Below are 25,734 nucleotides of genomic sequence, written 5' to 3' on the forward strand. Positions count from 1 at the left end.
TCTCCTTCCTTCCCGGGTCGCGGCAGACGTGGCTGCCGCGACCCGGGCCGCTGCGATCTACTGGCCGGCGACGATCAGGTCGGCCGCCTTGGGGGCCTTGGCCTGCTCGAGCAGTCCGTACTTGACCAGGCGGTCGAGGGCCGTCTGCACCGACGACGGGCTGATCGGCTCGGTGCCGAACTCCGGGTAGTGCGCCTTCTCGAGCAGCGCCTTGGGCGCCTTCACGTAGGTCGAGGCGACCTGCACGCGCTTGGCCGGGTCGGCGTTCACCGCCGAGTTGGCCTTGAGGATCGACTGCTCGAACGCCTTGACCGTGTTGGGGTTCTGCTGGGCGAACTCCTTCGTGGTGACGTAGGCGTAGGCGAGGTCGGCGCCGGCGGCGGTGTAGCCCGCCAGCCGGTGGATGGAGGTGTCCTCGAGGGCCGCGGTCCCGGCCGGCTCGGAGGTCGTGGTGACGTCGACGTTGCCGGCCTTGAGGGCCGAGAGGGTGTTGGGCACCTCGACGAACTTGATCTTCGAGGAGTCGCCGCCCGCCTCGTCCACCGCCGAGCGGATGTCCACCCAGATCTGGCTGTTGATCTGCGGGATGCCGAACGTGGCGTTCTGGACGTCCTTCATGGTCTTGATGGGGCTGCCGGCCCGCACCCAGAGGTTGCCGACCCCGAAGCCGTCCTTGGGCGGCGTGCCCTTGGCGCCCGGGGCCACGAGCACGATCGGCACGCCCTTGCTGCGGGCCACGGCCGGGACCGTCATGTCCATGAGCGCGAACTGGACCTTGCCGCCGAGCAGCTGGGGCATGCCTTCGGCCGGCGTCGCGACCTTGGTCAGCGTGACGTTGAGGCCCGCGGCCTTGAAGGTGCCGTCGGCGTTGGCCGCCTGGGCGCCCAGGGCGTTGAAGCTCGGGAACACCGCGACGGAGATGTCCGCCTTCTCGACACCGCCGCCCGTGCCGGTCGCGGCCTGGGAACCGGAGCTGCAGGCGCTGGCGAGGCTGACCGAGGTGATCGCGACGAGCGCGACAACCGCCCGGCGGGTTCTACCTGTTGTGACCATGATCGTTTCCTTACTCGGCGCCCGCTGGGCCCGGTGTCATCTCGTCTACGTTGACGTCGGCAGGTCGGCGACCTTTGCCGCAGTCATGATCGCCACGCCTGTGGCAATCACGGATGCGTCTCGTGCCGTCCTCCGGAACATGACGGTGACACGCGTCGGGGCCCGGAAACTGCTTTGCCTCACCCTGCGGAATACTCCTCCACCCATCTGGACTGTTCCGCATAATGGGACGCACGTCCCATTGAGCCGAACGGCTGGGACGGTGACGACGAGCGCATCTCGACGACGAGGTGACGTGGCGAAGGAGAACCGATGACCGTTTCCGTCCGAAGCCCGCTGCAGGACGTCTCCCCGGAGTGCGACGACCGGCAGATGACGTCAGTGGGCAAGGCCCTGGAGCTGCTGGCCGCGTTCCGCGGCACCATCCCGGAGCTCGGCGTCAGTGAGCTGGCCCGTCGGGCCGGCATGCCGAAGTCCACGGCCTTCCGGCTCCTCGGTGACCTCGAGCGCGCCGGCTTCGTCGCGCGGTCGGGGGCCAAGTACCGGCTGGGCCTGTCCCTGTTCGAGCTCGGCAGCCGGGTCGGCTTCTGTCGCCCGCACGGCCTGCGTGACGTGGCCATCCACGACCTGAGCGAGCTGCACATCAACACCGGCCTCACGGCGCACCTGGCGATCCTCGAGGGAACCGACATCGTCTACGTCGAGAAGGTGCACGCGGGCAACCCCGTGCGTCTGGTGACGGTGCCCGGGGCCCGGCTCCCGGCGTCGTGCACCGGGCTGGGCAAGGCGATGCTGGCCTTCAGTGACGGCGCGGCCGTCCGTGCGGTCGTCGAGGCCGGCCTGCCCCGCCGCACACGCAACTCCATCACGGAGCCGGGCCGGTTCGTGCGCGAGCTGCGCCGCATCCGCGAAGCCGGGGTGGCCTATGACCGGGAGGAGGGCACCCTCGGACTCACCTGCGTCGCCGCCCCGGTGATCGTCGAGGGACGGGTCGTCGCCGCCATCTCTGCGTCGGGCCCTCCCCACGGGACGAGCTGGCCGCGCATCGAGTCGCACGTGCGTCACGCCGCCCGCGGCGTGAGCAGGGCGTACGCGCTGAACGTGTCCCAGGTGTCCTGAGGCCTCCGGGGTGACGAACGAAGAACTGGCCCGGGTTTGAGGCCCGGGCCAGCTCTTCACCGCCCTCGACAGGACGTTGACGACCGCGTTCAGAGGCGAGTACCCAAGGGCAGGTCGTGCCCGTACAGGTTGAGCCCGTAGACCGCGTAGACGGGGTCGGCAACGTTGGAGGCGTGGGCCAGCCCGGTGTGCGCGTCGCGCCAGAACCGCTGGATCGGGTTGTCCAGACGCATGGCGTTACCGCCCGCGTGGGCCACGAGACGGTCCACGGCGTCCACGGCGCGCCGCACACTCCGCACCTGGTTCCTCCTGACCTCCGCCCGCACCGCCACGTCGATCGGGACGTTGCGCTGGGCCAGGTCCCAGAGCCGCTCCACGTCGGAGAGGAACTGGACCCGGCTGGCCTGGATGTCCGACGCCGCCCCACCGAGCGCGGCCAGCTGGTGCGGGTCCTGGCTGACCTGGTGACCGGCCCGGCTCACCCGGGACCGGCTGTGCGAGACGAAAGCCGCGAGCGCGCCCTCCGCCAGGGCGAGGGTCGCACAGGCGATCGTGCCGCTGAACATCGTGTGGAACGGCATCCGATAGAGGGGCACGTCCGCCCGTCCGGCCTGTTCCGCTGCGGCCCCGGTCTCGAGGTCCGTGGGGTCGATCACCCGGTGGGCGGGGACGAACGCGTCCTTGATGATGACGTCCTTGCTGCCCGTCCCCCGCAGGCCGACGACCTGCCACGAGTCAGGGACGATCTCGTAGTCGGAGCGCGGCAGGATGAAGTGCCGGACCGGGTTCGGCGCGATGACCTCGCCCTGCTGGTCGGTCACCATGCCACCCAGCACGACCCAGTCGCACAGGTCCGTGCCGGAGGAGAAGGGCCACCGTCCGCTGAAGACGAAACCCCCGTCGACAGGACGGGCCCGGCCGAAGGGTGCGTAGGGCGACGCCACCCACGTGTCCGGGTCGTCACCCCAGACCTCCTGCTGCATCTGCCGCGTGCCGACAGCCAGCTCGAAGGGGTGCACCCCGACCACGCCCGCGACCCACCCGGAGGACCCGTGCCGGGACCCGATCGACAGGACCGTCTCGAAGAACTCCACCGGAGAGCTCTCCAGTCCGCCGAAGTCCTTGGGCTGCAGCATGCGGACGACGCCGGTCTCCTCCAGCCGCTTGCGCGTCTCGTCCGGCAGGCGACCGAGCTCGTCGGCCTCCTCCGCCTGGTCCTCCAGGAACGCGGCCAGCTCCTCGACTCGCTCGAGCACGGTGTTCATCGCTGTGTCCTCACTCTGGCGGCGGTGGCCCGGTCAGTTGTTCGCCACGAAGTCGGCGACGAGCCGGTTGAACTCGTCGGCGTGCTCGAGCTGGGCCCAGTGGCCACAGCGGTTGAAGAGCACGAGTCGCGAGTTCCGGATGACCGTGACGAGCTTGAGGCTGTGCTCGTAGCCGACGACCCGGTCGTCGCGGCCGTGGACGATGAGCGCCGGCGCGGCGATGCTGGCCAGCTCCTCGTCGGTGGCGGTGCCGCGGCGGCTCTTGCCGATTCCCGCGGCGAAGTTCTCCAGGTGCACGCGGTTGGCGGTGGCGTTGTCGTAGCGCTGCTGCGCCAGCGCCGCGCTCTTGCTGCCGCTGTCGTAGGTCATGATGTCGACGAGCTTGGCCATGACCTCGACCGAGGGCTCGAGGTAGCCCTGGTGGAGGATCTTCAGCCCCTCTGACGGGCCGTCGGCCGGGGAGAAGAGGCGAGCACCGCCTGCACCGGCTCCCATGGTGATGAGGTGGGACACCCGCTCGGGGTGGACGGCCGAGAACTTGAGGGTCGTCGCGCCACCCATCGAGTTGCCCACCAGGGCCACCTTGTCGATACCGAGCGCATCCAGCAGGTCTCGCACGGCCGCCACGTGGTCGCGGTCCTCGTACGTGACGGGCGAGGACTTGCCCCAGCCCGGCATGTCCGCCGCGATGACGCGGAACTGCCTGCTCAGCGCCTTGAGGTTGGGCCCGAAGTTGCTCCAGCCGGTGGCGCCGGGACCACTGCCGTGGAGCATGAGCAGCGGGTGCCCGTCGCCGGCCTCGTTGTAATGAATCGTGCCGCTGGGCGTCTCGACCGTGCGGCTGGTGCTCTGCTCGGTCAGTTCCACAGTCGTAGTGGTCATCGGCCAACTCCTCGTAGCGGTGTCAGTCCGGCGTCAGGCTCGACACCGGCGTTCCAAGCAGCATCGCGCAGGCGCCTGCGGTTGCCGAGCCGGCCGTGCCACCTCTTGGAACGCCCCCCGGCGCCGTCCGCGTCAGTCGCGGGGCGCGCTGGCGCGCCCCCCGATGACCGCGCCCACCCACGTCGCGCCAGTCGCGGCGACGAGGAGCAGGGTCATGGGGACAGGGGTGGCTCGCTCCCCGAGTCCCACGAGAGGCGCGACGGCTGCCCCGGCGACGAACTGCCCGAACCCGATGACGGCCGACCCGGACCCGGCGGCGTCGCGGACGTGGCTGAGGGCCAGCCCGACCGAGTTGCCGAAGATGAGGCCCATGCTGCCGACCAGCAGGACGAGGACGGGCACGAGCGCCCACGGCGGTGCCGGAAGGAAGACGACGAACGACAGGGCGATGACCGCGGTCGTGAGCAGGACGAGTCCCACACGCAGCATGTGTGCCGGACCCCTGGTGCGCACGAACCGCGCGTTGACGGCATTGGCGGCAATCATCGCGAGCGAGTTCAGCCCGAAGAGGGCCGCTCCGGTGAGCTCGCCCAGGCCGACGTAGTCCTGGTAGACGAAGGGCGACGCCGCGATGTAGCCCATGAGAACCGCGAAGCTGCTCGTCTTGACGAGGGCATACGCCGTGAAGCCGGGACGGCGGAGCACCGTCCCCAGGTGGGGGTTCCCCGCGGCTCGCGGGGGCGGTGACGACGACGGACGTGGAGCGGGCGGCGATGCCGTGTCGCGCGTCATCCCCGGCGCGGTCTCCCGGATGACGAACACGGCGACGAGGCTCATGACGACCGTCAGGGCTGCGAGCACTCCCAGCACCCCACGCCACCCGACCGGACCAGCGAGCAGACCCCCTGCGACCGGTGCCACGATCGGTGCGAGCCCGCCCAGGACGGCGAGCACGCTGAAGATGCTGGCTGCCTCGGCGCCCCGGAACAGGTCTGCGACGATGGCCCGCGCGATGACGATCCCGGCGGCGCCTCCGAGACCCTGGAAGAAGCGGGCTGCCAGCAGGACCTCGATGGTCGGTGCGTACACCGCGACGACGGAGGCGACGACGCACAGGAGCGAACCCGCGACCAGGGGCCGCTTGCGCCCGCGGCGGTCCGACAACGGGCCGAAGAACAGCTGACCGAGGGCCACGCCGACGAGAAAGGTCGTGAGGGTCAGCTGGACACCTGAGGGGACCGTCGAGAGGTCATGGGCTATCCGCGGGAAGGACGGAAGGTACATATCCGTCGCAAACGGCGAGATCATCGACAGGAGGGCCAGCGATGCGAGCAGGACCGCCCGAGCGCCGCTCCGAGGGGAGGGCGAGAGCGCTGGAGCGACTGCGGCGATCCCGACTGGCGCGGCCATCTTCTCCCGTGCACCGCTCGGAACGGTGCCCACCATGCTGCTGCTCTCGCGTCTCATCAGTACCTTTTTCGTCGTCTGCTGCACGCACCAAGCGGCCGCGGACCAGCGTGCTGCGCCAGTGGGCGACTCTCCATTGCCGCGTGCCGTCGAGCGGAACAAGACGTTCAAGGGGCCCGGATGGTCAGTCCGGCCTCGGATGCCGTGTCAACCGCTGATCCACCAGGGCTTGGAAAACTAGCCCGTAGAGACCGGGCAGCAGGGACGTCCTCGCCTCGTGGAGGCAGCAGTCACCGGCGGCCGCGCAAAGGCGGCCGCCGGTGACTGGTGGAGTCTGGCCAGCATGGCGCCGGGCAGGTGGGCTGGCCTCAGCGAGGCGTGGCCGTGGTCTGACGGGCGGCCTCGCGACCGGCGAGGTGTCCAAAGACCAGGCCGAGGGAGATGGTTCCGCCTGCGCCGCCGTAGAAGCCCTTGGTGGGGGCGCCGCCGGCGTTGCCTGCGGCATAGAGGCCAGGGATCACGGCGCCTTCGGTGTCGAGGGCCCGACCGTGTGCGTCGGTTCGGGGGCCGCCGACGGTACCGAGCGCGCTGGCCTCGACCTTGAGGGCGTAGTAGGGAGCGGTGTCGACCGGCCCCAGCACGCTGGACCTCGGGCTGTTGAGGACCGGCCGGATGATCCTCGCCAAGGGGCCGACCACGGTCGAGCGCAGTTGCTCCGGATCGTTCTTCCTTGCCGCCCGGCCGGCGAGCCGGTTGACGACAGGTCCGATCGCCTTCGCGGTCCACTGCCGCGCCTTGGCCGTGGCGGCGGGGAACCGGGCGTCAGGCGAGAGCGTGCCGAGCCGGGGGTAGAACGCGCCGAAGTAGCGGTCGAACAGGGTCTCGCCCCGGTGGAACTGCGGGTCGCGTGCCTGTCGGGCGTCGGGGTTGAACCGGTCGACGGTGCGGAGCAGTCCGCCCTCGTCGACGCCGATGTCCGATGCGAGGTCTGCGAGCGTGTCGGCAGCGTGCAGGTAGTCGGGTACTTCCCCGCCGGGGGTGACGCCGAAGATGCCGAACTGGTCCCAGTAGTTCTGGTCGAAGACCAGCCAGGCCTGCGCGTTGGGCATGTCCCCGGTGTCGGGGTCGGTTTCGCGCATGATCGCGCCGAATTGGTCGTAGGCAAGGGCCTCGTTGGCGAAACGCTCGCCCTTGCTGTTGACCATGATGCTGTGCGGGAGGGCGCGCTCGCCGAGGAAGACTCGGCTGAGCGGTCGGCCTTCGAGCTGCTCCCCGGGCAGCTGCACTCCCGGCATCCACCAGGCGTCCTGCATGCCGGTCAGGTCGGCGCCCAGCTGCTCGGCGAGCTGGACGGCGATGCCGTCGTGCCCTGCCGGGGAGACCTGGCCGCCGAAGGGTGCGCCGAGGAACTCGGTGCTCAGCTCGCTCGAGCTCTCGAAGCCGCCGCTGGCCAGCAGCACGCCCCCGGTAGCGCGCACTGGGTACTCGACTCCGTCAGCGCGGACCACGAGTCCGTGGACGCCCGACTCGTCGGTGATGAGGCGGATGGCGGGGGCCTCGACGCGGACGTCGACGCCGTTGCGCAGGCCGGCCTCCAGCAACGCCCCGACGAGTGCGGGTCCGGCCAACCAGGCCTCGTCGATCCCCATGCCGCCCAGGAGCCAGAACGGCAGCGGGTTCTTGGCCATGCCCGTGGTCAGTGCCGGTCGCACGTACTTGGCGGCCTCACCCAGTCCCCTCGGTGAGTACGGGCCGGGGAAGAGCGCCCGACCGATGGAAGCGCCGTCGATGTCGGAGCGGTAGTCCGGCCAGATCGTCGGGATCCACCCGAACGAGGTGTGCTCCTCGATGTAGCGGACGACGTCCGGGCCGGCCTCCAGGAACTTCTCCACGAGGTCGTGATCCAGGACCTGATCGCGGCCTTGGCCGTAGATGTAGCGGCGGGCCTGGTCCAGGTCATCCTTGACCTTCAGCTGCTTCCTCGAGAAGCCGTGGTTCGGGATCCAGGCGGCACCCGCGGAGATCCCAGTGGCGCCGCCGACGAGCTCGCGGGACTCCACTACGAGCACCCGCGCCCCCTCCTTCGCCGCGGTGAGCGCTGCCATCAGGCCGGCACCGCCGGACCCGACGATGGCCACGTCCACCTCGTCGGGGATGCCCTTGTCGGGAACCGTCCCGATCGAGCCGGTGAACGGGCTGGAAGTGCTGGTCATGTCGTCCTCCTGGAGAACTGGTGGATGGGCGTCTCGACCGAATAACGCTACACACTGTGTATCGAATTCCCGACCGCCAATGTTGCTCGCCACATCACCTCCCGCTGCTGGCGTCCACGCGGTCGTCGAGCCTGGACCTGGGGTGGGGGCCATCGGGCGTCGCCGCCCCGCACAGCAACCGAACGAGGGCGGTTCGAGCCGCGGCCGGCCAGACGGACCTCCCTGACCGTCGCTGCAACCGGCAGCTCCCGAACCGTTGCCAGATGCGGCCCATCCACCCTTGCTGGGCTATCGCTGACGGCGGCGGCTAGCACCAAGCAGGGCGGGTGTCCTTGGGGCCAGTGGCGGGCGACGCCGGACCGAGGAACGACGGAGGCGGCTCAGTGCGATTGGCTGGGCGCGGCTCGGGGACTGAGTTGGCAGGGCCGGTCACCGTGTCTCTGGGGCCAGGTAGCTCATCAGCGCCACGGTCATCGCCGAGGTACCGGTGCGGAAGGTGGGTTCCAGGACGGGGGCGAAGGTGCTGGCGTGGTTGCCGGGGATGGTCTTCGCCAGCGTGCCCTCGGCCTCGGCCCGGTGGTAGGTGTCGGGGTCGAAGCCTCCCCAGATCCAGTAGAGATACGGCGCCCCGAGCCCGTTCGGGATGTCGCTGAAGTCCTCGCTACCGGTCGAGGGCTCCATCACGATCGCCTTGTCGCCGAAGTGGCCGGTGAAGGCGGCCGAGACTCGTTCGTACACCTCCACGGTGTTGTCCGTGACGGGGAACGGGTCGGTGTACTCGAACTCCGGTGGCGCCGGCGAGCCCGAGGCTTCGCACTCGGCTTTGACGATCCGCTCGACGGCATCGCGCAGCTGCTGCCGCGTACGGTCGTCGTAGGCCCGCAGGTTGAGCAGCAACGTCGCGCTCTCGGGAATGACGTTGCTCTTGCTGCCGGACTGGAAGGCCCCGACCGTGACGACGCCGAAGTGGCCCGGGGCCAGCTCGCGCGAGACGATCGCGTTCAGCCGCAGCACGATCGAGCTGCCGAGCAGGACCGGGTCGATGCCGAAATGCGGCATCGACCCGTGGCTGCCGCGGCCGTGCAGCGTGATCCTGATGCTGTCCGCGGCCGACAGAGCCGGCCCAGGACGAGACGCGACGGTGTCATGGGGCAGACCCATCACGTGCTGGCCCAGCACGACATCCGGTTTCGGGATCTGTGCGGCCAGCCCGTCATCGACCATGGTTCGCGCGCCGGTGCCGAGCTCCTCGGCCGGCTGGAAGAGGGCGATGAAGGTGCCCGACCACGCGGACCGGTGCTCCGAGAGCAGCTGGGCGGCGGCGAGCAAGCAGGTCACGTGCATGTCGTGCCCGCACGCGTGCATCACCGGCGTCTCCCGTCCGGATGCATCGGTGGCGGTGGTGGTGGACGCGTAGGGCAGGCCGGTCGCCTCCCGCACCGGCAGCGCGTCCATGTCGGCGCGCGCCAGGACCGTGGTTCCCGCCCCGTTCCGGAGAGTCCCCACCAGGCCCGTTCGGCCGATTCCCTGGCGCACCTCGTAGCCCAGCTCAGCCAACCGCGAGGCGACCAGTCCGGCAGTACGGGTCTCCTGGAAGCTCAGCTCCGGATGCTGGTGCAGGTCCCGGTAGAAGTCGAGGTGCCACGGCCGGATCGTGTCGAGATCGGCAAGCAGTTCGTCGGCAGGGCCCATCCAGCGTGTCTATCCCCGACCGCGACCGTTCACAAGGCTCGGACACCTGTGAATCACCTGATTCCGTTCGACTGGCTCGACACCAACACAGCCGCCGATGCGGCGCGCGTTTCCGCAGGTCAGCAACCCGAGGCCTTGCCTTCGGAACCCGCGCCGCTCCGTACCCAGGCCGGTACATGCGGGAGGCCCTGACCGGCGTCTCCGCTGGTCAGGGCCTCTCCGGGCACTGGGTGGCAGGTGAAGGATTCGAACCTTCGTAGCTTTCGCGACGGATTTACAGTCCGTTTCCATTGGCCGCTCGGACAACCTGCCTTGGTGCGTCTGGAAGGATAGCAAGAGATGGGGCGCGGTCCGAATCGGGGCCTCGGCGATGATTTCGTCGTGTCCGCGGGCCTCCCGAGACGCCACTCGCGCCGCCCCGGCAGACCAGACCACAGCATGCGGAAGGACCCCACCGATGGCCGACTCCTCCTTCGACATCGTCAGCAAGTTCGACAAGCAGGAGATCGCGAACGCGGTCAACAGCGCGAGCAAGGAGATCGCGACGCGCTACGACTTCAAGAACGTCGGCGCCTCCGTCGACCTCGCCGGCGACGTCATCAAGATGAAGGCGAACACCGAGGAGCGTTGTCTCGCAGTGCTCGACGTCGTGCAGACCCACCTCGTCAAGCGCAAGGTCAGCCTCAAGCACCTCGACGTCCCCGAGGCCGGCCCGCGCCTCTCGGGCAAGGAGTACCACCTCGACGCGCCCCTCAAGGAGGGCATCTCCCAGGAGAACGCGAAGAAGATCAACAAGCTGATCCGCGACGAGGGGCCCAAGGGCGTCAAGAGCCAGATCCAGGGCGACGAGCTGCGCGTCTCGAGCAAGAGCCGCGACGACCTCCAGGCCGTCCAGCGGATGCTGCGCGAGGCCGACCTCGACGTCGCGCTCACCTTCACCAACCAGCGCTGAAGCATCGGGTCCGCCTGCACCGCAGGCGAACCCGTCAGCATCACCGATGCGTGCCGTCCACCTCCGGGTGGGCGGCACGCATCGTCTCGTTCGTCGTGTCAGGCGGTGGGCGCCAATCCTCGGAGGTCGGGGAACACCTCGACGGCCAGCGGCCACCAGAAGAGGTGCCCGCACAGCTGCGCGTACTCCTGCGGCGTCACCCACCGCGTCTCGTGGATGCCGTCGTCGCCGTCGGTGAGGGCCGGACGGACGTCCTCGAGGCGGGTGCGGAAGACCTGCAGGAACGGCTTGTCACGGGTGAAGAGGTTGTCGTCGGTGCGTGGCGTGAACCGCTCGTAGCCGCAGGGCAGCACCTCGGGGTGGCGCAGCCGCAGGCCGGTCTCCTCGAACGTCTCGCGCACGGCGTTCTCGACCGGGGTCTCGTCACCCTCGCGCCATCCGCCCGGGGAGCCCCACTCGTCGCGACGCACGCTGTGCACGACGACGAAGTCGCCGCGCCGGTCGCGGACGAACACCATGGCCGCGAGGACCCGCTCGGGGTCGAGCGGGTCGTCGGAGGCGACCAGGTCGACGTCGCTCGCGCCGTTGGGGAACCGCACGTCGAGGATCCGCCTGACGCCCCGGTCGCGCTTGCGCTTGCGCAGCCGCAGCCCCGACGCGTTGAGCCGCCGGGCGAGGTCGGCCCCGTCGGTCGGCGTCGCGCCGGCGTCGACGACGTCCTGCCATCGGGCGTCGGGCACGTCGTAGTGGTCGCCGTCGAAGGCCCGCGGGTGCAGCTGCGCCGCCCGGGCCACCGCGTGCAGCTCGTCGTAGGAGGTGTCGCTGGCGAGGTGTGCGAAGAGCCGGCCGTGGGCGGGCCAGATCGGCTGGTCGATCCACACGGTCATGACCCGTGAGCCTAGGCCAGGACGCCGACGCCCGCGCCTGTGGATGACGCCGGACGCCCGACGCGGCGCCGACCTAGCCTCGGACCCGAGGCCACCGACCGGTCGGCCACCCGATCGAGCAGGAGGACACCATGACCCGTTCCGTCGTCGACACCGAGCGCATCGCCGCCGCCGCGGCCGACATCAACCGTCTCGCCGACTCCATCACGAGCAGCGCCGCCGAGCTGCGGGGCCGCCTGGCCGGCCTCGGCGGCGACTGGCAGGGCCCGGCCAAGGTCGAGTTCGAGCGCGTCATGGCCGACTACCAGCGCGTCCAGGCCCAGATGACCGAGTCCCTCGGCGACATCGGCCGCCTGACGCTCAAGGCCTCGCAGGCCTACGCCGAGCACGAGACCGCGACCCGGGCCCTCTTCGCCCGCTGAGCCCACTCAACCCGCTGAGCCCACTCGACCCACCGAGCCCACTCAGTCCGCTGAGCCCGCTGAGCCCGCGGAGCCCCCTGAGTCCGCGAACCCCCGAGCCGGGCCGGCCGGCCCTCCCCCGTCGCCGGCCCGCGCGCCGGGGCCGGCCACCCGCCCCTACGGGTCGCCCGCCCCGGCGCGATCGCGCGCGTCGCACCGACGGGCCCGTCAGTAGTACCCGCGTCCGCCGTCGAGCAGCTCGCGGACGATGTCGAGGTGGCCAGCGTGCCGAGCGGTCTCCTCGAGCATGTGGTGCAGCATCCAGCGCAGGCTCGCCGTGCCGGACGGCCAGGCCTCGTGGCAGCCGACGTCGTCGAGCGAGTGCGCCGCGATGATCTCGTTCGACAGGGCGCACTGGCGCTCGTAGTCCTCGAGCAGCTGCGCGATCGGCACCCCCTCGACGCGCATGTCGTTGTCGAGGTCCTCGTCACTGCCGTCGTCCGGCTCGTCGAACTGCGGGCCGTCCTCGGGCCGGTCGAGGAAGGCCACCTCGAACCACGTGTTCTCGGTCCACCGCAGGTGGCTGACGATGCCCGCCACCGTCATGAGCGGGGAGGTGGGCAGCACGACACGGTGCGCGTCGGCGTCCGACAGCCCCTCGCACTTCCAGCGCACGATCTCGCGCTGCAGGTCGAGCCAGCCGACGAGCTGGGTCCGTTCGTCGGCGACGTAGGGCGGGCGGCGTCGTTCGGTCGGGGTCGACATGCCCGCGAGGCTAGCGCCGACGCGCCACGCGCACGACCGGGTTTCCCGGTCGGGCCCTGACGCGCCGGAGGGCGGCTCCCCTGATGGGGAACCGCCCTCCGGTTCGTTCGACGGGCCGTGGCCCGGGCGATGCGGTGGGGCTCAGAAGCCCATGCCGCCCATGCCGCCCATGTCGTCGCCACCCGGCATCGCCGGGGCAGCCTTCTCGGGCTTGTCGGCGATGACGGCCTCGGTGGTGAGGAACAGCGCCGCGATCGAGGCGGCGTTCTGCAGGGCAGAGCGCGTCACCTTGACCGGGTCGATGATGCCGGCGGCCAGCAGGTCGCCGTACTCACCGCTCGCGGCGTTGAGGCCGTGACCGGCCTCGAGACCGCGCACCTTCTCGGCCACGACTCCACCCTCGAGACCGGCGTTGATCGCGATCTGCTTGAGCGGGGCCTCGGTCGCGACACGCACGATGTTGGCACCGGTCGCCTCGTCGCCCTCGAGCGAAAGCTCGTCGAGCGCCTTGGCAGCCTGGATGAGGGCCACGCCACCGCCGGCGACGATGCCCTCCTCGACGGCAGCCTTCGCGTTGCGGACGGCGTCCTCGATGCGGTGCTTGCGCTCCTTGAGCTCGACCTCGGTGGCCGCGCCCGCCTTGATGACGGCGACGCCGCCGGCGAGCTTGGCGAGGCGCTCCTGGAGCTTCTCGCGGTCGTAGTCGGAGTCCGACTTCTCGATCTCGGCCTTGATCTGGGCGATGCGGCCCTCGATCTGGCTGCGGTCCTCGGCGTCCTCGACGATGGTCGTCTCGTCCTTGGTGACGACGACCTTGCGGGCCTTGCCGAGCAGGTCGAGGGTGGCGTTCTCGAGCTTGAGACCGACCTCCTCGGAGATGACCTGACCACCGGTGAGGATCGCGATGTCGGTGAGCATCGCCTTGCGACGGTCGCCGAAGCCCGGGGCCTTGACGGCGACGGACTTGAAGGTGCCGCGGATCTTGTTGACCACGAGAGTCGCGAGGGCCTCGCCCTCGATGTCCTCGGCGATGATGAGCAGCGGCTTGCCGGACTGCATGACCTTCTCGAGGAGGGGCAGAAGGTCCTTGACGGAGCCGATCTTGCTGTTCGCGACAAGGACGTACGCGTCGTCGAGGACGGTCTCCATGCGCTCGGTGTCGGTGACGAAGTAGGCCGAGATGTAGCCCTTGTCGAACCGCATGCCCTCGGTCATCTCCAGCTCGAGGCCCATGGTGTTGGAGTCCTCGACGGTGATGACGCCTTCCTTGCCGACCTTGTCCATCGCCTCGGCGATGAGACCGCCGATCTCCTCGTCGGCCGCCGAGATGCTGGCGGTGGAGGCGATCTGCTCCTTGGTCTCGATCTCCTTGGCCTGCTCGAGCAGACGAGCCGAGACGGCCTCGACGGCCTTCTCGATGCCGCGCTTGAGGGCCATCGGGTTGGCGCCCGCGGCGACGTTGCGCAGGCCCTCCTTCACCATGGCCTGCGCGAGGACGGTAGCCGTCGTCGTGCCGTCGCCGGCGACGTCGTCGGTCTTCTTGGCGACCTCCTTGACGAGCTCCGCACCGATCTTCTCGTACGGGTCGTCGAGCTCGATCTCCTTGGCGATCGAGACGCCGTCGTTGGTGATCGTGGGGGCGCCCCACTTCTTCTCCAGGACGACGTTGCGGCCCTTCGGGCCGAGGGTGACGCGGACGGCGTCGGCAAGGATGTTCATGCCGCGCTCGAGACCGCGACGCGCCTCTTCGTCAAACGCAATGGTCTTGGCCATTCGGGTGGTTCCTCCCACGCGAATCGATGGTGGCGGCCCGCACGACGCCCGCGACGGACGGGGCAGGACCCGGCAGCTCAGGTCGCTGCGGGACCGAGCCCCTCGGCGTGCGGCCCAGTTCTGTCACTCCCACGGGGAGAGTGCTAACGCCATTATTGGCACTCTCACCCGGAGAGTGCAAACAGCAGGGGAGCCCCGTCGTTCGGCGCAGGCCCCGCACACGGCCAGCACACGGCCAGCACACGGCCAGCACACGGCCAGCACGGCGACGCGTCAGGCGCGGACGGGCTCGGTCGGCGGTGCGAGCGCCCCGGCGAGACGGGCCGCGTACTCGGCCGACTCGGCCTCCGAGGCGTAGGTGGTGCGGGGCCAGAAGAAGCCGCGCAGACCGTCGCCCTTGGTCCGTGGCACGACGTGGACGTGCAGGTGCGGCACCGACTGGCTGACGACGTTGTTCATGGCCACGAAGCTGCCCTGGGCCCCGAGGCCCTCGACGACGGCGCCGGCGAGCCGCTGCGCGGCGCCGAGCAGGGACGCGTGCAGCGACGCCGGCAGGTCGAGGAGCGTGTCGACGTGGCGGCGCGGCACGAGGAGCACGTGTCCCTTGAACACCGGCCGTCGGTCGAGGAAGCCGAGCAGGTCGGGCTCGTCGAGCACGACGTCGGCCGACAGGTCGCCCGCCACGATGGAGCAGAAGACGCAGTCCATGGGCTCAGGCTGCCACGCCCGGCCGACACCGGCCCGACGCCGGCCCTGATGCGGGACCGACGCAAAGCCGACACCGACCCGATGCGGGACCGGCTCGTCAGCAGAAGACGAGCAGCCAGCAGCCGGGCCTGCTCGAGGTGGGCGAGGGCGTCGGCGACGGCGGGGCCGGCGGGGTCGACGAGCTCGGCTTGGGGTGCGGTTTCGGCTTGGGGCCGTTCGTCGAGGACGGCGAGGGCGTTCCCGTCGACGGCGGCGTCGAGGGCGCCTGCGTCGTGGCCGGCGCGGGCGCGGTGCTCGTCGGGACCGCGGTGGTGCTCGAGCCGGCGGGCGCAGACGCCGTCGCCGGCACGATGGTGGCGGTGGCGGCAGGCGCGGACGTGGCGGCGCTCGAGGCCGAGGACGACCCGGCCGCGGAGGTCCACCACGGCTCGTCGGTCGCCGTGCTCGAGAACTCGCTGCCGGGCAGGCTCGGGAAGACGCCGGACGACATCGCCTCGTCGCGCCAGCTGTCGCCCGAGAAGAGGGCGACGCCGCCGACACCGGCCAGCACGATGGCGGCGAGCGCGGACAGCAGGAGCACGAGACGACGGTTGGCGCGTGGAGGGCGGGCCCCGGAGTCGAAGGACATGGGCCCCAAAACTAGACGAATCGCACTCGGGGCGCCTCCCGAGACCACGCCGTCCGGGGACGGCTAGCGTGACGGGCATGGACTCCGAGACGCGGATCACATCCGGGCGCCCCTCCCGCCCCACCGGGTTCGTGGAGGTCGGCGACCGGGTCCTCGTCGCCCGCTACCCCGAGTGGGACGTCAACGTCGGACTAGTGCTCGGCCGCGACGGTGCCGTCGTCGTCGACACCCGCGCGAGCGGCGCGCAGGGTCGGCGGGTCCTCGACGACGTGCGCCGGCTCGGGCGCGGCATCGTCGTGTCGCACGTCGTCAACACCCACGTCCACTTCGACCACACCTTCGGCAACATCGCCTTCGAGGCCGCGACGATCCACGCCCACGACAACGTCGGGCGCACCCTGGAGGCGCACGCCGAGCGCTACCGGGCCCTGTTCCGGGCCGACCCGGGCGACGCGCCGGAGTCGGGGTACACGGCGCGCGACGTCGCAGACGTGCTCGCGACGCGCGTCCGGCGACCGGACCGCACCTTCGGCACGCACGCGACGATCGACCTCGGCGACCGCGTCGTGACGATGGCCTGGCACGGACGCGGCCACACCGACGGCGACATCGCCGTCACCGTGCCCGACACCGACGTGCTCTTCCTCGGCGACCTCGTCGAGGAGAGCGCCCCGCCGTCGTTCGGCGACGACTGCTGGCCGCTCGACTGGGCCGACACGCTGTCCGAGCACCTCGTCGAGACCTCGGACGACACCGTCGTCGTGCCCGGGCACGGCCGGCCCGTCGACGTCGCCTTGGTCGCCCGGCAGCGCGACGAGGTCGCCGCGGTCGCGGCCGTGGTCCGCGAGTGCCGGGACGCCGGGGTCGACGTCGAGGACGCGTTGCGCGAGGCGGATCCGCGGCTCCCCTACCCGATCGAGGGGTTGGCCGATGCCTTCCGTCGCGGCTACGCCCAGCTGCGCCGGCCGGCCTGACGCGTCCCGCGAAACACTCCCCGTCGGTGCAGGAAGCTGCACGGATCCGGGCGAACCGGACACACGCGCGTCGACCCGCGGCTAGAGTTCGCGCGCTCACCCCACGCCCGAGGAGCTCGCCGGTCTGCGCCGGGGCCTTTCCCGCGCGGTGCGCGACGACCTGCTCGAGTCCTATACCGCTAGGTGCTCCTGCCTCCGGCGTGCTGCGGAGCACGCCGGAGGCGTCCGGCACTCGACGACCTGCGGCCCCTCGGGGGACCGGGACTCAGCGCGTCGCGGACGGGAAGGCGTCGCGCCACGACCGCAGGGCCACGCCGCCGTCGGCGGTGCGGTCGACCGACGTCGCGGCGAGCAACGCGTGGGCGATCGCCCGCGCGACGCAGTCGGCCCCCGCCTCCATGACCAGGGTCAGCCCGAGGGGGTCAGGCGCCGGGCCGGCGCCGGTGGCGAGGGCGAAGAGGGTGTCGCCGTCGAAGAGCGTGTGGACGGGCTTGATCGCGCGGGCGAAGCCGTCGTGCCCGATGCCGGCGAGCTTGGCGCAGTGGGCCTTCGTCAGCGTGGCGTCGGTGGCCACGACCCCGATCGTCGTGGCGAGGCCGGGCATCCCGACCCGGGCGGCAGCGAGCGCGTCGCCGCGCTCGCGGGCGGCCTCGACCTCCTCCGGGCTCGGTGTGCCGACCCCCGCGAACTCGTCGTCGAGGCCGTACCGGACGCCGTGGATCGCCCCGGTGGTCGGGTCGACGGCCGAGCCGACCGCGTTGACGGCCACGAGCGCCGCCACGGTGACTCCGGACTCGAGCACGACGCTGGCCGCGCCGATCCCGCCCTTGAGGCCACCGGCCTTGGCACCGGTGCCTGCACCGACGCAGCCCTGGTCGGGGGTCGCCTCGCCGGACGCATCACGGGCCGCCTCGTAGGCGACGCGGCCCTCGTCGGCGCCCGGGTGGTGCTCCCACGTGCCGGCGCGGCCGAGGTCGAAGAGGATGGCGCCCGGCACGATCGGCACGACGTGCCCCTCCCCCATCGGCCAGCCACGGCCGTCGGCGAGCAGGCCGCGGGCGACCCCGTCGGCGGCGGCCAGCCCGAGTGCCGAGCCGCCACCGAGAACGACGGCGTCGACGCGGTCGACGAGGTTGCGCGGGTCGAGCAGGTCGGTCTCGCGGGTGCCGGGCCCGCCGCCCCGCACGTCGACGCCGGCCACGGCCCCGCCGGGCGGTGTCAGCACGACGGTCGTGCCGGTGAGCCAGCCCGGCTCGTCGCGCGTGGCGTGGCCGACGCGCAGGCCGGCGACGTCGACGAGCGAGTTGGTCGGACCGGGGCGAGCGGTCACGAGGGGTCCCGCAGGTCGAACTCCATGAGGGTGCCCGGAGAGGTGAAGCCGAGCCGCGCGTAGAACTCCTGGGCCTGCGCGTCGGGGGCGTTGAGGCGGATCCACTTGACATCGGTCGTGCGTGACCACTCGATCATCGCCTCCGTCAGCGCCCGCCCGACGCCGCGGTCGCGGCACGTGGGAGCGACGAAGAGTCCGCCGACGTGCAGCCAGCTGACGTCGCGCCGACCCGGCCAGGGCAGGGCCCGGATGCGCCGGGTCTCGAGGATGCCGGCGTGCTCGCCACGGCTCTCGGCGATCCACGTCGGGCGGTCGGGCCGCTCCTGCAGCCACGCGTCGACGAACCGGTCGAGGTAGCCCGGCTCGGACGGCATGCCCAGCTCGCGGGCGAACTGCAGGTGCAGCGCGGCGACGATGAACGCGTCGTCGGCCCCGGCGCGGCGGATCGTCACCTCGGCCATGGGGGAAGTGAACCACGCGGGCGAGGCGCTGGCATGGACGTCCGCGCGGGCGCGCGGCAGCCCGTCCGCGGACAGCCGGCGGCTCTCAGGAGGACGGCAGGGGACGGCCAGAGAGGGGCGGGGCCGTCGGGCGACGCGTCAGACGTTGATGCCGAGGCGCCGGCTCGTGCGGGCGCGCTGGCGGCTGGCGCGCATCCGGCGCAGCCGCTTGATGAGCATCGGGTCGGCCTCGAGGGCCTGTGGGTCGTCGAGGAGGGCGTTGAGCACCTGGTAGTAGCGCGTGGAGCTCATGTCGAAGAGCTCCTTGATGGCCTGCTCCTTCGAGCCCGCGTACTTCCACCACTGGCGCTCGAAGGCCAGGATCTCGAGGTCGCGGTCGCTGAGGGCGCCCTCGGAGTCGTGGCGGTGCGGCTGCGCCGTGGCGTGTTCTGTACTCATGTCCCCGTCTCGTCGCGTCGTGCGGCTCGGTCCGTGCTGTGCTGTTCCGCTCAACCCCCGCGGAGCCGGGCTCCGGTGCGGCTGCGCCGATGGCGGGCCGCGCCGGTGCCGACCCATCCCCGGTGGCGGTGAGCAGCACGGGTGCTGCTGCGTTGGCTCCGGGGCCAACCCTAGACGCAAATGACAGGGGTGTCATTCAGCCTGCGGGAGGCTCGCCGGGGTGTCACCGGGATTCAGCGGGGCGATGTCGACAACGCTGCCACACCGGTCACAACAGCCTCAAGAGCCGCATACGTCACACGGTGGACGCCCCCTCCCAACCGCCGTCGGGCGGGCGGGCGTCAGGACATCGTATCGAGGATCGCCGACACGTCCTCCTTCGTCGTGTGCGGGTTGACGATGGCGAAGCGCGTCAGGGTCTCGCCGCGGAAGGTCGTCGGCACGACGAAGGCGAACTCCTGGCCGAGGAGCCGGTCGGTCCACGCCGCGTAGTCCTCCGGACCCCAGCCGAGACGCCGGAACACGACGACCGACAGGTCCGGCTCGCGGACGACCTCGAGGTAGGACCGGCGGCCGATCTCGTCGGCGGCGAAGCGGGTCACCTCGAGGGTGCTCTCGATCGCCTCGACGTAGGCGTCGGTGCCATGCACCGCGAGCGAGTACCAGAACGGCAGCCCGCGGGCCCGGCGGGTCAGGCCGATCGAGTAGTCGGTCGGGTTCCACTCCGGCGCCGAGGTCAGCACGTCGAGGTAGCCGGCCTCCTGGGTGTGGGCGACCCGCGCCACCTGCGGGTCGCGGTAGATCAGCGCGCAGCAGTCGAACGGCGCGAAGAGCCACTTGTGCGGGTCGACGATGAAGGAGTCGGCGTGCTCGATGCCGGCGAAGAGGTGGCGCACCGACGGTGCGGCGAGCCCGGCGCCGCCGTACGCGCCGTCGACGTGCAGCCAGATGCCGTACTCACGGCACACCTCGGCCACCGACGCGAGGTCGTCGACGACGCCGAAGTTCGTCGTGCCCGACGTGGCCACGACGGCGAAGAACGTCTCGGGGCCGTGCTCCTCGAGGACCTGGCGCAGCTCGGGGCCGGTGAGGCGGAGCTTCTCGTCGACGGGCACCCCGACGACCTCGGCGTCCATGACCGCGGCCATCGACACCACCGAGGAGTGGGCGTTGTCGGTGGCGGCGATGCGGTACGGACGCGCGCCCGTGCCGGCCTCCCTGGCCCGGGCCCGGGCCGTGTGGCGGGCCACGACGAGCGCCGACAGGTTGCCCACCGTGCCACCGGGCACGAAGACGCCCCCGGCCGACTCGGGCAGGCCGACGAGGTCGGAGATCCAGCGCAGCGCCTGGTTCTCGGCGTAGATCGCGCCGGCACCCTCCATCCACGAGCCGCCGTAGACCGACGAGGCGCCGACGACGACGTCGAAGGCCGCCGCCTCACGCGTCGGGGCGCACGGGATGAAGGAGAGGTAGCGCGGGTGGTCGGTGGACAGGCAGGCCGGGGCGAGCGTGTGCTCGAAGAGCTCCATGGCCCGCGTCGAGCCGAGGCCCGTCGGGGTGATCGTCTGGCCGACCGCGGCGTGGAGGTACTCCTCGGTCTGGGCGCCGTCGAGCGGGATCGGGTCCATGAGGAGGCGCTCGCGCGCGTAGCTCAGGACCTTGTCGACGGCGACGTGGTCGGCGTCCTTGTCGAAGCTGTGCACCCGCCGATGCTAGGGCCTCGCCGGGGGTCCTCCGACACCCCGGCGGAGCGCGGATCAGCCGAGGAGCGCCTCGCGCAGCCCGGCCGCGTCCTGGGCGACGACGGTGGGCCGGACGCCGTACAGCGCCTCGGTCGTCCCGGCGCCCCACGTGACGGCGAGGGTGTCGACGCCCGCGGCCTTGCCGGCGAGCACGTCGACGACGGCGTCACCGACGTAGACGGCGTCGTTGGACCCGCGGCCGAGGCGCTCGAGGCAGAGCAGGATCGGGGTCGGGTCCGGCTTGTGGCGCTCGGTGTCCTCCATCGCCACGAGGTCCTCGACGTGTTCGGACAGCCCGAGGATGTCCATCGCCTGCTGGGCGGACTCGCGACGCTTGGACGTGGCGACCCCGACGCGGACGCCCGCGGCGCGGAGGTCGCCGAGCACCTCGCGCACGCCGTCGTAGCCGCGGATGAGCCGCTCGGTGTTGTCGGCGTTCCACTGCAGGTACGTGGCGTAGAGCTCGTCGGCGTGCTCGGGCGAGTGGTCGCGGAAGGCGTTGATGAGCGGACGGCCGATCCACGAGCGGATGACCGTGGGGTCCTCCTCGCGGCCGAGCACCGTGCGGAACGCGTGCTGGTACGACTCCACGATGAGGTTGATCGTGTCTGCGAGGGTGCCGTCGAGGTCGAAGACGGCGGTGGTCCAGCGGGGAGAGGTCACCGGCCGAGCCTAGGGCCTGTGGTGCTCAGCCGAGCCAGCGCCCGGCGCGCATGACCCGCTCCACCCGGGCCGCCGCGTCGACGACGACGAGGTCGGCGCGCGCCCCCTCGGCGAGCACGCCGCGACCCTCCAGACCGAGCGCCCTTGCAGGAGTTCGGGACCCGCTGCGGGCAGCCGACGACAGCGGCACGCCGGACGCGACGGCCCGGGCGACGACGTCGGCGACGTGAGCCGTGCCGCCGGCGATCGAGCCCGGTGACGAGCCGTCCGGATCGTGGGCCAGGCGTGCCACGGCGTCACGGACGACGACGTCGAGCCCGCCCAGCACGTAGCGGCCGTCGCCGACGCCGGCGGCCGCCATGGCGTCGGAGACGAACGCGACGCGGTCGACGCCGACGAGGTCGAGCACGGTGAGCATCGTGTCGTCGGAGACGTGCGCGCCGTCGGCGATGAGCTCGACGGTGGCGGCCCCGCGGGCGGCGGCCCGCAGCATCGCGGCGACGGCGCCGGGCTCGCGGTGGTGCCACGGGTCCATCCCGTTGAACAGGTGGGTCGCGAGGTCGGCGCCGGCCGCCAGGGCCTGCTCGACCTGCGCGAACGTGGCGGTCGTGTGGCCGACGGCGGCGTGCACCCCGGCGTCGGTGAACCAGCGCACGGCGTCGAGGCCGTGGGTGCGCTCGGGCGCGAGCGTCACCTGGCGCAGGTGGCCGCGGGCCAGGTGCAGGAGCCGCTCGACCTCGGCGAGCGAGGGGTCGCGCAGCAGCATCGGGTCGTGCGCGCCGCACCGAGCCTCGGCCAGCCACGGGCCCTCGAGGTGGATGCCGTCGACGAGGCCGTCGTCGGCGAGCTCGGCCAGCATCGCGACGCCGCGCTCGAGGTCGGCGGGGGTCATCGTCACGAGGCTCGCGACGACGCTCGTCGAGCCGCGCTCGTGGTGGTGGCGCGCCGTGGCCTCTGCCGCGGCGTCGCGCAGGTCGGTGAAGGCCGCACCGCCGCCGCCGTGGCAGTGGATGTCGACGAAGCCGGGCAGCAGGGTGCCGTCGACGCGTTCGGCGCCACGGGCGTCGGCGGGCGGGTCGACACCGGGGGCCAGCGGGGTGACCGCGGTGATCCGCTCCCCCTCGACCCGGACGAGGACGTCGGGCAGGACGGTGTCGCCGACGAGGGCGGGGCCGCGCAGTGTGAGGTCCATCGGGGTCGATTCTGTCGCACCGGGCACGGGGGTAGCGTGTGGCCGTGCCAGCGCGACCCCTGAGCGAGCTCGTCCACCCGACCTGGGTGCCCGCCCTCGAACCCGTCGCCAACACCATCACCACCCTGGGCGAGTTCCTCCGCGGCGAGGTCCAGGCCGGTCGCGGCTACCTGCCGGCCGGTGACTCCGTGCTGCGGGCCTTCTCGCTGCCGCTGCCCGACGTGCGGGTGCTCGTCGTCGGCCAGGACCCCTACCCGACGCCCGGCCACCCCGTCGGCCTCAGCTTCAGCGTCGCCCCCGACGTGCGCCCCGTGCCGCGCTCGCTGCAGAACATCTACACCGAGCTCGGCACCGACCTGCGCCTGCCCACGCCGGCGAACGGCGACCTCTCGCCGTGGTTCGGGCGCGGCGTCATGCTGCTCAACCGCGTGCTCACGGTGCGCCCCGGCAAGCCGGCGAGCCACCAGGGCAAGGGCTGGGAAACCGTGACGGCACAGGCGATCTCGGCTCTCGTCGAGCGAGGCGGCCCGCTCGTCGCCATCCTCTGGGGCCGCCAGGCGCAGTCGCTCGCGCCGATGCTCGGCGACGTGCCGCGCATCGAGTCCGCCCACCCCTCACCGCTCTCGGCGCGGTCGGGCTTCTTCGGGTCGCGGCCCTTCAGCCGCACCAACGAGCTGCTCGCCGGGCAGGGGGCCGACCCCATCGACTGGAGCCTGACATGACCCAGCCCGCACCCGGCGTCCACGTGCCGCGCGTCTGGACGCGCTTCGTCGCGATCGGCGACTCCTTCACCGAGGGCATGTGCGACGACGACCCGACGTTCGCGCACGACGGTGAGTTCGCCGGTTGGGCCGACCGTCTCGCCGCCCACCTGTCCGGGATCGCCACCGCCGCCGGGCAGGACTTCGGCTACGCCAACCTCGCCGTCCGGGGCCGCAAGCTCGCCGACGTCGTGGGCCCGCAGCTCGACGACGCGCTCTCCCTCGAGCCCGACCTCGTCAGCATCGTCGGCGGCGGCAACGACATCCTGCGGCCCAAGGCCGACCTCGACGGGCTCGCCGCGCGCCTCGAGGCGGCCGTGGCCCGCATCCGCGCGACCGGCGCCGACGTCCTCATGGCGACCCCCGTCGACCCGGCCGACGCGCCGCTGGTCAAGGCCACCCGCGGCCGCGCCGCGATCCACTCGGCCAACATCTGGAGCATCGCCCGCCGCAACGGCGCCCACGTCATCGACCAGTGGGGCCTGCACGCCCTGCGCGACTGGCGGATGTGGTCCGAGGACCGCATCCACATGACCCCCGAGGGGCACCGACGCGTATCGCTCGCCGCGCTCGAGGCCCTCGGTCATGCGCCGTCCGAGGCCGGGTGGGAGACGCCGCTCGACCCCGCTCCCCCGATCAGCCGCCGTGAGGCGCTCCAGGCCAACGCACAGTGGGCTCGGGAGTACGTCGGGCCGTGGGTGCACCGACGCCTCACGGGCCGCTCCTCCGGCGACCACCGCTCGGCCAAGCGCCCCGACGTCACGCCCGTCGAGCCGGACTGACCGACGGCGAGAACCCCTGCGGCGCAGGCGTTTCGCCCGATGCGCCCGAACCGTGGCGGTCCGTCACCGCCGCCTTAAACCGGGCTTAACACTGGCTTGAAGTCCTGCACGGAGCGGCGCTCCTAGGCTGCCGCTGTCGCACCGTGCGCGGACGCCGACGGGACGCAGCGCGGCGCGGGAAGGAGCCGCCGTGCACCGCGAGCCGGCGTCCGAGGACGCGGCGTCACTGCCCGCCCAGACGCCTTCGAGCGCGGCCCCGCGACGCCTCCGGGGCGGCGCGACCCGGCGACTCCTCGCCCCCGTGGCGTGGGTGCTGCTCGTCATCGCCGCCATCGGGGTGCCGCTGCGGATCCTCTGGACGGCCCCCGAGTCGTCGCACCAGGGCTTCTGGCGGGTCACGTCCCTCGTCGCAGCGCTCGCGGCGGCCTCGCTGCTGCTCCTGACGTTCGTCCTGCCGAGCCGTTTCCGGCCGATCACGGGCTACCTCGGCGTGGAGCGTCTCCTGCGCAGCCACCGCGCGCTCGCGCTCATCGCCGTCGGGCTCGTGCTGGCCCACGTCGTCGCGGTGCTGCTGCGCCCGGGACCGGGCGTCGGCGTCCTCGACCTGCGCACCGCCCCGCCCCGCGTGTGGGCGGCGAGCATCGCGACGCTCGCGCTCATCGGCCTCGTGACGCTCGGGCTGACCCGCCGCCGGCGCCGGCCCCGCTACGAGGGCTGGCGGCTCGTGCACGTGCTCCTCGCCAACGTCGCGCTGGTCGCGACGGCGCTGCACGTGCTGTGGCTGCAGGACCTGACGCGCTGGGACCAGACCCGCTACTGGCTGATGGCCCTCGGCGTCGCGATGCTGCTGGCCGTCGCCCACCGCTGGGTCTGGCGACCGTTGCGGGCCCTCCGCAACAGGTACGTGGTCGACGAGGTGCGCCACCCGGCGCCCGGGGCCACGACGCTGGTGCTGCGGGCCGTCGGGCACCGCGGGGTGCCGTTCCGGCCAGGGCAGTTCGCCTGGCTCAAGATCGGCGCCTCGCCGTTCGTCTTCGAGGAGCACCCGTTCACCATCTCCTCCGACGCCACCGAGCCGTGGCGCAAGGAGTTCACGATCAAGGGCCTGGGCGACTTCAGCGAGATCGTCGCGGGGCTCCGGCCGGGCCGGCACGTCTTCCTCGACGGGCCGCACGGCGCCTTCACCCTCGACGGGCTGCGCTCGGACCGGTTCGTCCTCATCGCAGGTGGCGTCGGCATCACCCCGATGCTCAGCATGCTGCGCACCCTGGCCGCCCGCGGCGACCGGCGCCCGGTGCTGCTCGTCGTGGCCGGGCGCACCGCGGACGACATGCTGCACCGCGCCGACAGCGAGCACCTCGAGGAGCAGCTCGACCTGCAGCTCGTCGAGATCCTCGAGGAGCCGCCGCAGGAGTGGGAGGGCGAGGTCGGACGCTTCACGAAGGAGACGCTCGAGGCCGCGTTGCCGACCCGACGCAGGAAGGAGCGCGTCGACTACTTCATCTGCGGGCCGGGCCCGATGGTCGCGGCCGCGACGCGCATCGTCAGCGACCGGGGCGCGCCGTCGCGGCACATCCACACCGAGCTGTTCGACGTCGTCTGAGCGGCGATGGCACCGGCGGGCTCGTCCGGCGCGGGAGCCCGGA

The 25,734-nt window shown here is 71.9% G+C and carries 24 protein-coding genes and 1 tRNA gene; 7 read left to right on the top strand and 18 right to left on the bottom strand.

Features of this window, described 5'->3' with window-relative positions; translation table 11 throughout:
* Positions 1 to 57 precede the first annotated feature (57 nt).
* A complete protein-coding gene (locus AC3A5R_RS05875; protein ID WP_487619793.1) occupies positions 58 to 1,053 on the bottom strand; it encodes an ABC transporter substrate-binding protein in 996 nt (331 codons plus the stop codon).
* 312 nt (positions 1,054 to 1,365) lie between these two features.
* Between AC3A5R_RS05875 and AC3A5R_RS05880 the strand changes: the two genes are divergently transcribed.
* Entirely contained in the window at positions 1,366 to 2,172 is an 807-nt protein-coding gene (locus tag AC3A5R_RS05880; protein ID WP_487619794.1) for an IclR family transcriptional regulator, read from the top strand.
* Between the two features lie 89 nt (positions 2,173 to 2,261).
* On the opposite strand, the gene AC3A5R_RS05885 is transcribed toward AC3A5R_RS05880, so the two are convergent.
* The 6 genes from AC3A5R_RS05885 to AC3A5R_RS05910 all read right to left on the bottom strand — a co-directional run bounded on the left by AC3A5R_RS05885 (position 2,262) and on the right by AC3A5R_RS05910 (position 9,943).
* Entirely contained in the window at positions 2,262 to 3,437 is a 1,176-nt protein-coding gene (locus AC3A5R_RS05885) for an acyl-CoA dehydrogenase family protein (RefSeq protein WP_487619795.1), read from the bottom strand.
* 33 nt (positions 3,438 to 3,470) lie between these two features.
* Complete coding sequence (locus tag AC3A5R_RS05890; protein ID WP_487619796.1) at positions 3,471 to 4,319, bottom strand: alpha/beta fold hydrolase; 849 nt, start codon at positions 4,317 to 4,319, stop codon at positions 3,471 to 3,473.
* A 132-nt stretch (positions 4,320 to 4,451) separates the two neighbouring features.
* Positions 4,452 to 5,786, bottom strand: a complete 1,335-nt coding sequence (locus AC3A5R_RS05895) for a multidrug effflux MFS transporter (RefSeq protein WP_487619797.1) — start codon at positions 5,784 to 5,786, stop codon at positions 4,452 to 4,454.
* Positions 5,787 to 6,094: 308 nt separating this feature from the next.
* Positions 6,095 to 7,939, bottom strand: a complete 1,845-nt coding sequence (locus AC3A5R_RS05900; protein ID WP_487619798.1) for an FAD-dependent oxidoreductase — start codon at positions 7,937 to 7,939, stop codon at positions 6,095 to 6,097.
* Between the two features lie 429 nt (positions 7,940 to 8,368).
* On the bottom strand, positions 8,369 to 9,631 hold the full coding sequence (locus AC3A5R_RS05905; protein ID WP_487619799.1) for an amidohydrolase: 1,263 nt from the start codon (positions 9,629 to 9,631) through the stop codon (positions 8,369 to 8,371).
* 231 nt (positions 9,632 to 9,862) lie between these two features.
* Positions 9,863 to 9,943: transfer RNA gene (locus AC3A5R_RS05910), tRNA-Tyr, on the bottom strand.
* Positions 9,944 to 10,088: 145 nt separating this feature from the next.
* Between AC3A5R_RS05910 and AC3A5R_RS05915 the strand changes: the two genes are divergently transcribed.
* Positions 10,089 to 10,583 carry a YajQ family cyclic di-GMP-binding protein gene (locus AC3A5R_RS05915; protein ID WP_323101916.1) on the top strand — a complete coding sequence of 165 codons (495 nt, stop codon included), beginning with the start codon at positions 10,089 to 10,091 and terminating at the stop codon, positions 10,581 to 10,583.
* Positions 10,584 to 10,681: 98 nt separating this feature from the next.
* On the opposite strand, the gene AC3A5R_RS05920 is transcribed toward AC3A5R_RS05915, so the two are convergent.
* On the bottom strand, positions 10,682 to 11,470 hold the full coding sequence (locus AC3A5R_RS05920) for a DUF4031 domain-containing protein (RefSeq protein ID WP_487619800.1): 789 nt from the start codon (positions 11,468 to 11,470) through the stop codon (positions 10,682 to 10,684).
* Positions 11,471 to 11,601: 131 nt separating this feature from the next.
* On the opposite strand from AC3A5R_RS05920, the gene AC3A5R_RS05925 reads away from it, so the two are divergent.
* Positions 11,602 to 11,892: a WXG100 family type VII secretion target gene (locus AC3A5R_RS05925; RefSeq protein WP_323101921.1), complete on the top strand. Its 291-nt coding sequence runs from the start codon at positions 11,602 to 11,604 to the stop codon at positions 11,890 to 11,892.
* 207 nt (positions 11,893 to 12,099) lie between these two features.
* Here the strand turns inward: AC3A5R_RS05925 and AC3A5R_RS05930 are convergent, their stop codons facing one another.
* The 4 genes from AC3A5R_RS05930 to AC3A5R_RS05945 form a co-directional block, all read right to left on the bottom strand.
* Positions 12,100 to 12,636 carry a DinB family protein gene (locus tag AC3A5R_RS05930; protein ID WP_487619801.1) on the bottom strand — a complete coding sequence of 179 codons (537 nt, stop codon included), beginning with the start codon at positions 12,634 to 12,636 and terminating at the stop codon, positions 12,100 to 12,102.
* A gap of 141 nt (positions 12,637 to 12,777) precedes the next feature.
* Positions 12,778 to 14,409: a chaperonin GroEL gene (groL, locus tag AC3A5R_RS05935; RefSeq protein ID WP_487619802.1), complete on the bottom strand. Its 1,632-nt coding sequence runs from the start codon at positions 14,407 to 14,409 to the stop codon at positions 12,778 to 12,780.
* Positions 14,410 to 14,682: 273 nt separating this feature from the next.
* Positions 14,683 to 15,117, bottom strand: coding sequence for an HIT family protein (locus tag AC3A5R_RS05940; RefSeq protein WP_487619803.1), 435 nt, complete (start codon positions 15,115 to 15,117; stop codon positions 14,683 to 14,685).
* A 97-nt stretch (positions 15,118 to 15,214) separates the two neighbouring features.
* On the bottom strand, positions 15,215 to 15,745 hold the full coding sequence (locus AC3A5R_RS05945) for a hypothetical protein (RefSeq protein WP_487619804.1): 531 nt from the start codon (positions 15,743 to 15,745) through the stop codon (positions 15,215 to 15,217).
* A 77-nt stretch (positions 15,746 to 15,822) separates the two neighbouring features.
* On the opposite strand from AC3A5R_RS05945, the gene AC3A5R_RS05950 reads away from it, so the two are divergent.
* Positions 15,823 to 16,719, top strand: coding sequence for an MBL fold metallo-hydrolase (locus tag AC3A5R_RS05950; protein ID WP_487619805.1), 897 nt, complete (start codon positions 15,823 to 15,825; stop codon positions 16,717 to 16,719).
* 265 nt (positions 16,720 to 16,984) lie between these two features.
* Here the strand turns inward: AC3A5R_RS05950 and AC3A5R_RS05955 are convergent, their stop codons facing one another.
* The 6 genes from AC3A5R_RS05955 to AC3A5R_RS05980 form a co-directional block, all read right to left on the bottom strand.
* Entirely contained in the window at positions 16,985 to 18,049 is a 1,065-nt protein-coding gene (locus AC3A5R_RS05955; protein WP_487619806.1) for a P1 family peptidase, read from the bottom strand.
* Complete coding sequence (locus AC3A5R_RS05960; protein WP_323101938.1) at positions 18,046 to 18,510, bottom strand: GNAT family N-acetyltransferase; 465 nt, start codon at positions 18,508 to 18,510, stop codon at positions 18,046 to 18,048. The genes AC3A5R_RS05955 and AC3A5R_RS05960 overlap by 4 nt, the downstream gene beginning before the upstream one ends.
* A gap of 138 nt (positions 18,511 to 18,648) precedes the next feature.
* Positions 18,649 to 18,948 carry a nucleoid-associated protein NapA gene (gene napA, locus AC3A5R_RS05965; RefSeq protein WP_487619807.1) on the bottom strand — a complete coding sequence of 100 codons (300 nt, stop codon included), beginning with the start codon at positions 18,946 to 18,948 and terminating at the stop codon, positions 18,649 to 18,651.
* 341 nt (positions 18,949 to 19,289) lie between these two features.
* Positions 19,290 to 20,651 carry a pyridoxal phosphate-dependent decarboxylase family protein gene (locus AC3A5R_RS05970; protein ID WP_487619808.1) on the bottom strand — a complete coding sequence of 454 codons (1,362 nt, stop codon included), beginning with the start codon at positions 20,649 to 20,651 and terminating at the stop codon, positions 19,290 to 19,292.
* A 54-nt stretch (positions 20,652 to 20,705) separates the two neighbouring features.
* Positions 20,706 to 21,353 (bottom strand): HAD family hydrolase, encoded by a 648-nt coding sequence (locus tag AC3A5R_RS05975; RefSeq protein ID WP_487619809.1) that lies wholly within the window; start codon positions 21,351 to 21,353, stop codon positions 20,706 to 20,708.
* A gap of 25 nt (positions 21,354 to 21,378) precedes the next feature.
* Entirely contained in the window at positions 21,379 to 22,545 is a 1,167-nt protein-coding gene (locus AC3A5R_RS05980; RefSeq protein WP_487619810.1) for an N-acetylglucosamine-6-phosphate deacetylase, read from the bottom strand.
* Between the two features lie 44 nt (positions 22,546 to 22,589).
* On the opposite strand from AC3A5R_RS05980, the gene AC3A5R_RS05985 reads away from it, so the two are divergent.
* The 3 genes from AC3A5R_RS05985 (at position 22,590) to AC3A5R_RS05995 (ending at position 25,691) form a co-directional block, all read left to right on the top strand.
* Positions 22,590 to 23,267, top strand: coding sequence for a uracil-DNA glycosylase (locus AC3A5R_RS05985; protein WP_487619811.1), 678 nt, complete (start codon positions 22,590 to 22,592; stop codon positions 23,265 to 23,267).
* The gene (locus AC3A5R_RS05990; RefSeq protein WP_487619812.1) at positions 23,264 to 24,088 is read left to right on the top strand and encodes an SGNH/GDSL hydrolase family protein; all 825 of its coding nucleotides are present in this window, start codon (positions 23,264 to 23,266) and stop codon (positions 24,086 to 24,088) included. The genes AC3A5R_RS05985 and AC3A5R_RS05990 overlap by 4 nt, the downstream gene beginning before the upstream one ends.
* Before the next feature lie 190 nt (positions 24,089 to 24,278).
* Positions 24,279 to 25,691, top strand: a complete 1,413-nt coding sequence (locus AC3A5R_RS05995; protein WP_487619813.1) for a ferredoxin reductase family protein — start codon at positions 24,279 to 24,281, stop codon at positions 25,689 to 25,691.
* Positions 25,692 to 25,734: the final 43 nt, after the last annotated feature.

This window comes from Intrasporangium sp. Soil_C_50, assembly GCF_057656595.1.

What these genes read in the sequence shown, in the direction of transcription:
- AC3A5R_RS05990 (WP_487619812.1), top strand. Translation starts at nt 23,264, where the DNA reads ATGACCCAGCCCGCACCCGGCGTCCACGTGCCGCGCGTCTGGACGCGC.
- napA (WP_487619807.1), bottom strand. Translation starts at nt 18,948, where the DNA reads ATGAGTACAGAACACGCCACGGCGCAGCCGCACCGCCACGACTCCGAG.
- AC3A5R_RS05905 (WP_487619799.1), bottom strand. Translation starts at nt 9,631, where the DNA reads ATGGGCCCTGCCGACGAACTGCTTGCCGATCTCGACACGATCCGGCCG.
- AC3A5R_RS05895 (WP_487619797.1), bottom strand. Translation starts at nt 5,786, where the DNA reads ATGAGACGCGAGAGCAGCAGCATGGTGGGCACCGTTCCGAGCGGTGCA.
- AC3A5R_RS05930 (WP_487619801.1), bottom strand. Translation starts at nt 12,636, where the DNA reads ATGTCGACCCCGACCGAACGACGCCGCCCGCCCTACGTCGCCGACGAA.
- AC3A5R_RS05900 (WP_487619798.1), bottom strand. Translation starts at nt 7,939, where the DNA reads ATGACCAGCACTTCCAGCCCGTTCACCGGCTCGATCGGGACGGTTCCC.
- AC3A5R_RS05890 (WP_487619796.1), bottom strand. Translation starts at nt 4,319, where the DNA reads ATGACCACTACGACTGTGGAACTGACCGAGCAGAGCACCAGCCGCACG.
- AC3A5R_RS05875 (WP_487619793.1), bottom strand. Translation starts at nt 1,053, where the DNA reads ATGGTCACAACAGGTAGAACCCGCCGGGCGGTTGTCGCGCTCGTCGCG.
- AC3A5R_RS05915 (WP_323101916.1), top strand. Translation starts at nt 10,089, where the DNA reads ATGGCCGACTCCTCCTTCGACATCGTCAGCAAGTTCGACAAGCAGGAG.
- AC3A5R_RS05980 (WP_487619810.1), bottom strand. Translation starts at nt 22,545, where the DNA reads ATGGACCTCACACTGCGCGGCCCCGCCCTCGTCGGCGACACCGTCCTG.
- groL (WP_487619802.1), bottom strand. Translation starts at nt 14,409, where the DNA reads ATGGCCAAGACCATTGCGTTTGACGAAGAGGCGCGTCGCGGTCTCGAG.
- AC3A5R_RS05920 (WP_487619800.1), bottom strand. Translation starts at nt 11,470, where the DNA reads ATGACCGTGTGGATCGACCAGCCGATCTGGCCCGCCCACGGCCGGCTC.
- AC3A5R_RS05950 (WP_487619805.1), top strand. Translation starts at nt 15,823, where the DNA reads ATGGACTCCGAGACGCGGATCACATCCGGGCGCCCCTCCCGCCCCACC.
- AC3A5R_RS05880 (WP_487619794.1), top strand. Translation starts at nt 1,366, where the DNA reads ATGACCGTTTCCGTCCGAAGCCCGCTGCAGGACGTCTCCCCGGAGTGC.
- AC3A5R_RS05885 (WP_487619795.1), bottom strand. Translation starts at nt 3,437, where the DNA reads ATGAACACCGTGCTCGAGCGAGTCGAGGAGCTGGCCGCGTTCCTGGAG.
- AC3A5R_RS05945 (WP_487619804.1), bottom strand. Translation starts at nt 15,745, where the DNA reads ATGTCCTTCGACTCCGGGGCCCGCCCTCCACGCGCCAACCGTCGTCTC.
- AC3A5R_RS05960 (WP_323101938.1), bottom strand. Translation starts at nt 18,510, where the DNA reads ATGGCCGAGGTGACGATCCGCCGCGCCGGGGCCGACGACGCGTTCATC.
- AC3A5R_RS05940 (WP_487619803.1), bottom strand. Translation starts at nt 15,117, where the DNA reads ATGGACTGCGTCTTCTGCTCCATCGTGGCGGGCGACCTGTCGGCCGAC.
- AC3A5R_RS05925 (WP_323101921.1), top strand. Translation starts at nt 11,602, where the DNA reads ATGACCCGTTCCGTCGTCGACACCGAGCGCATCGCCGCCGCCGCGGCC.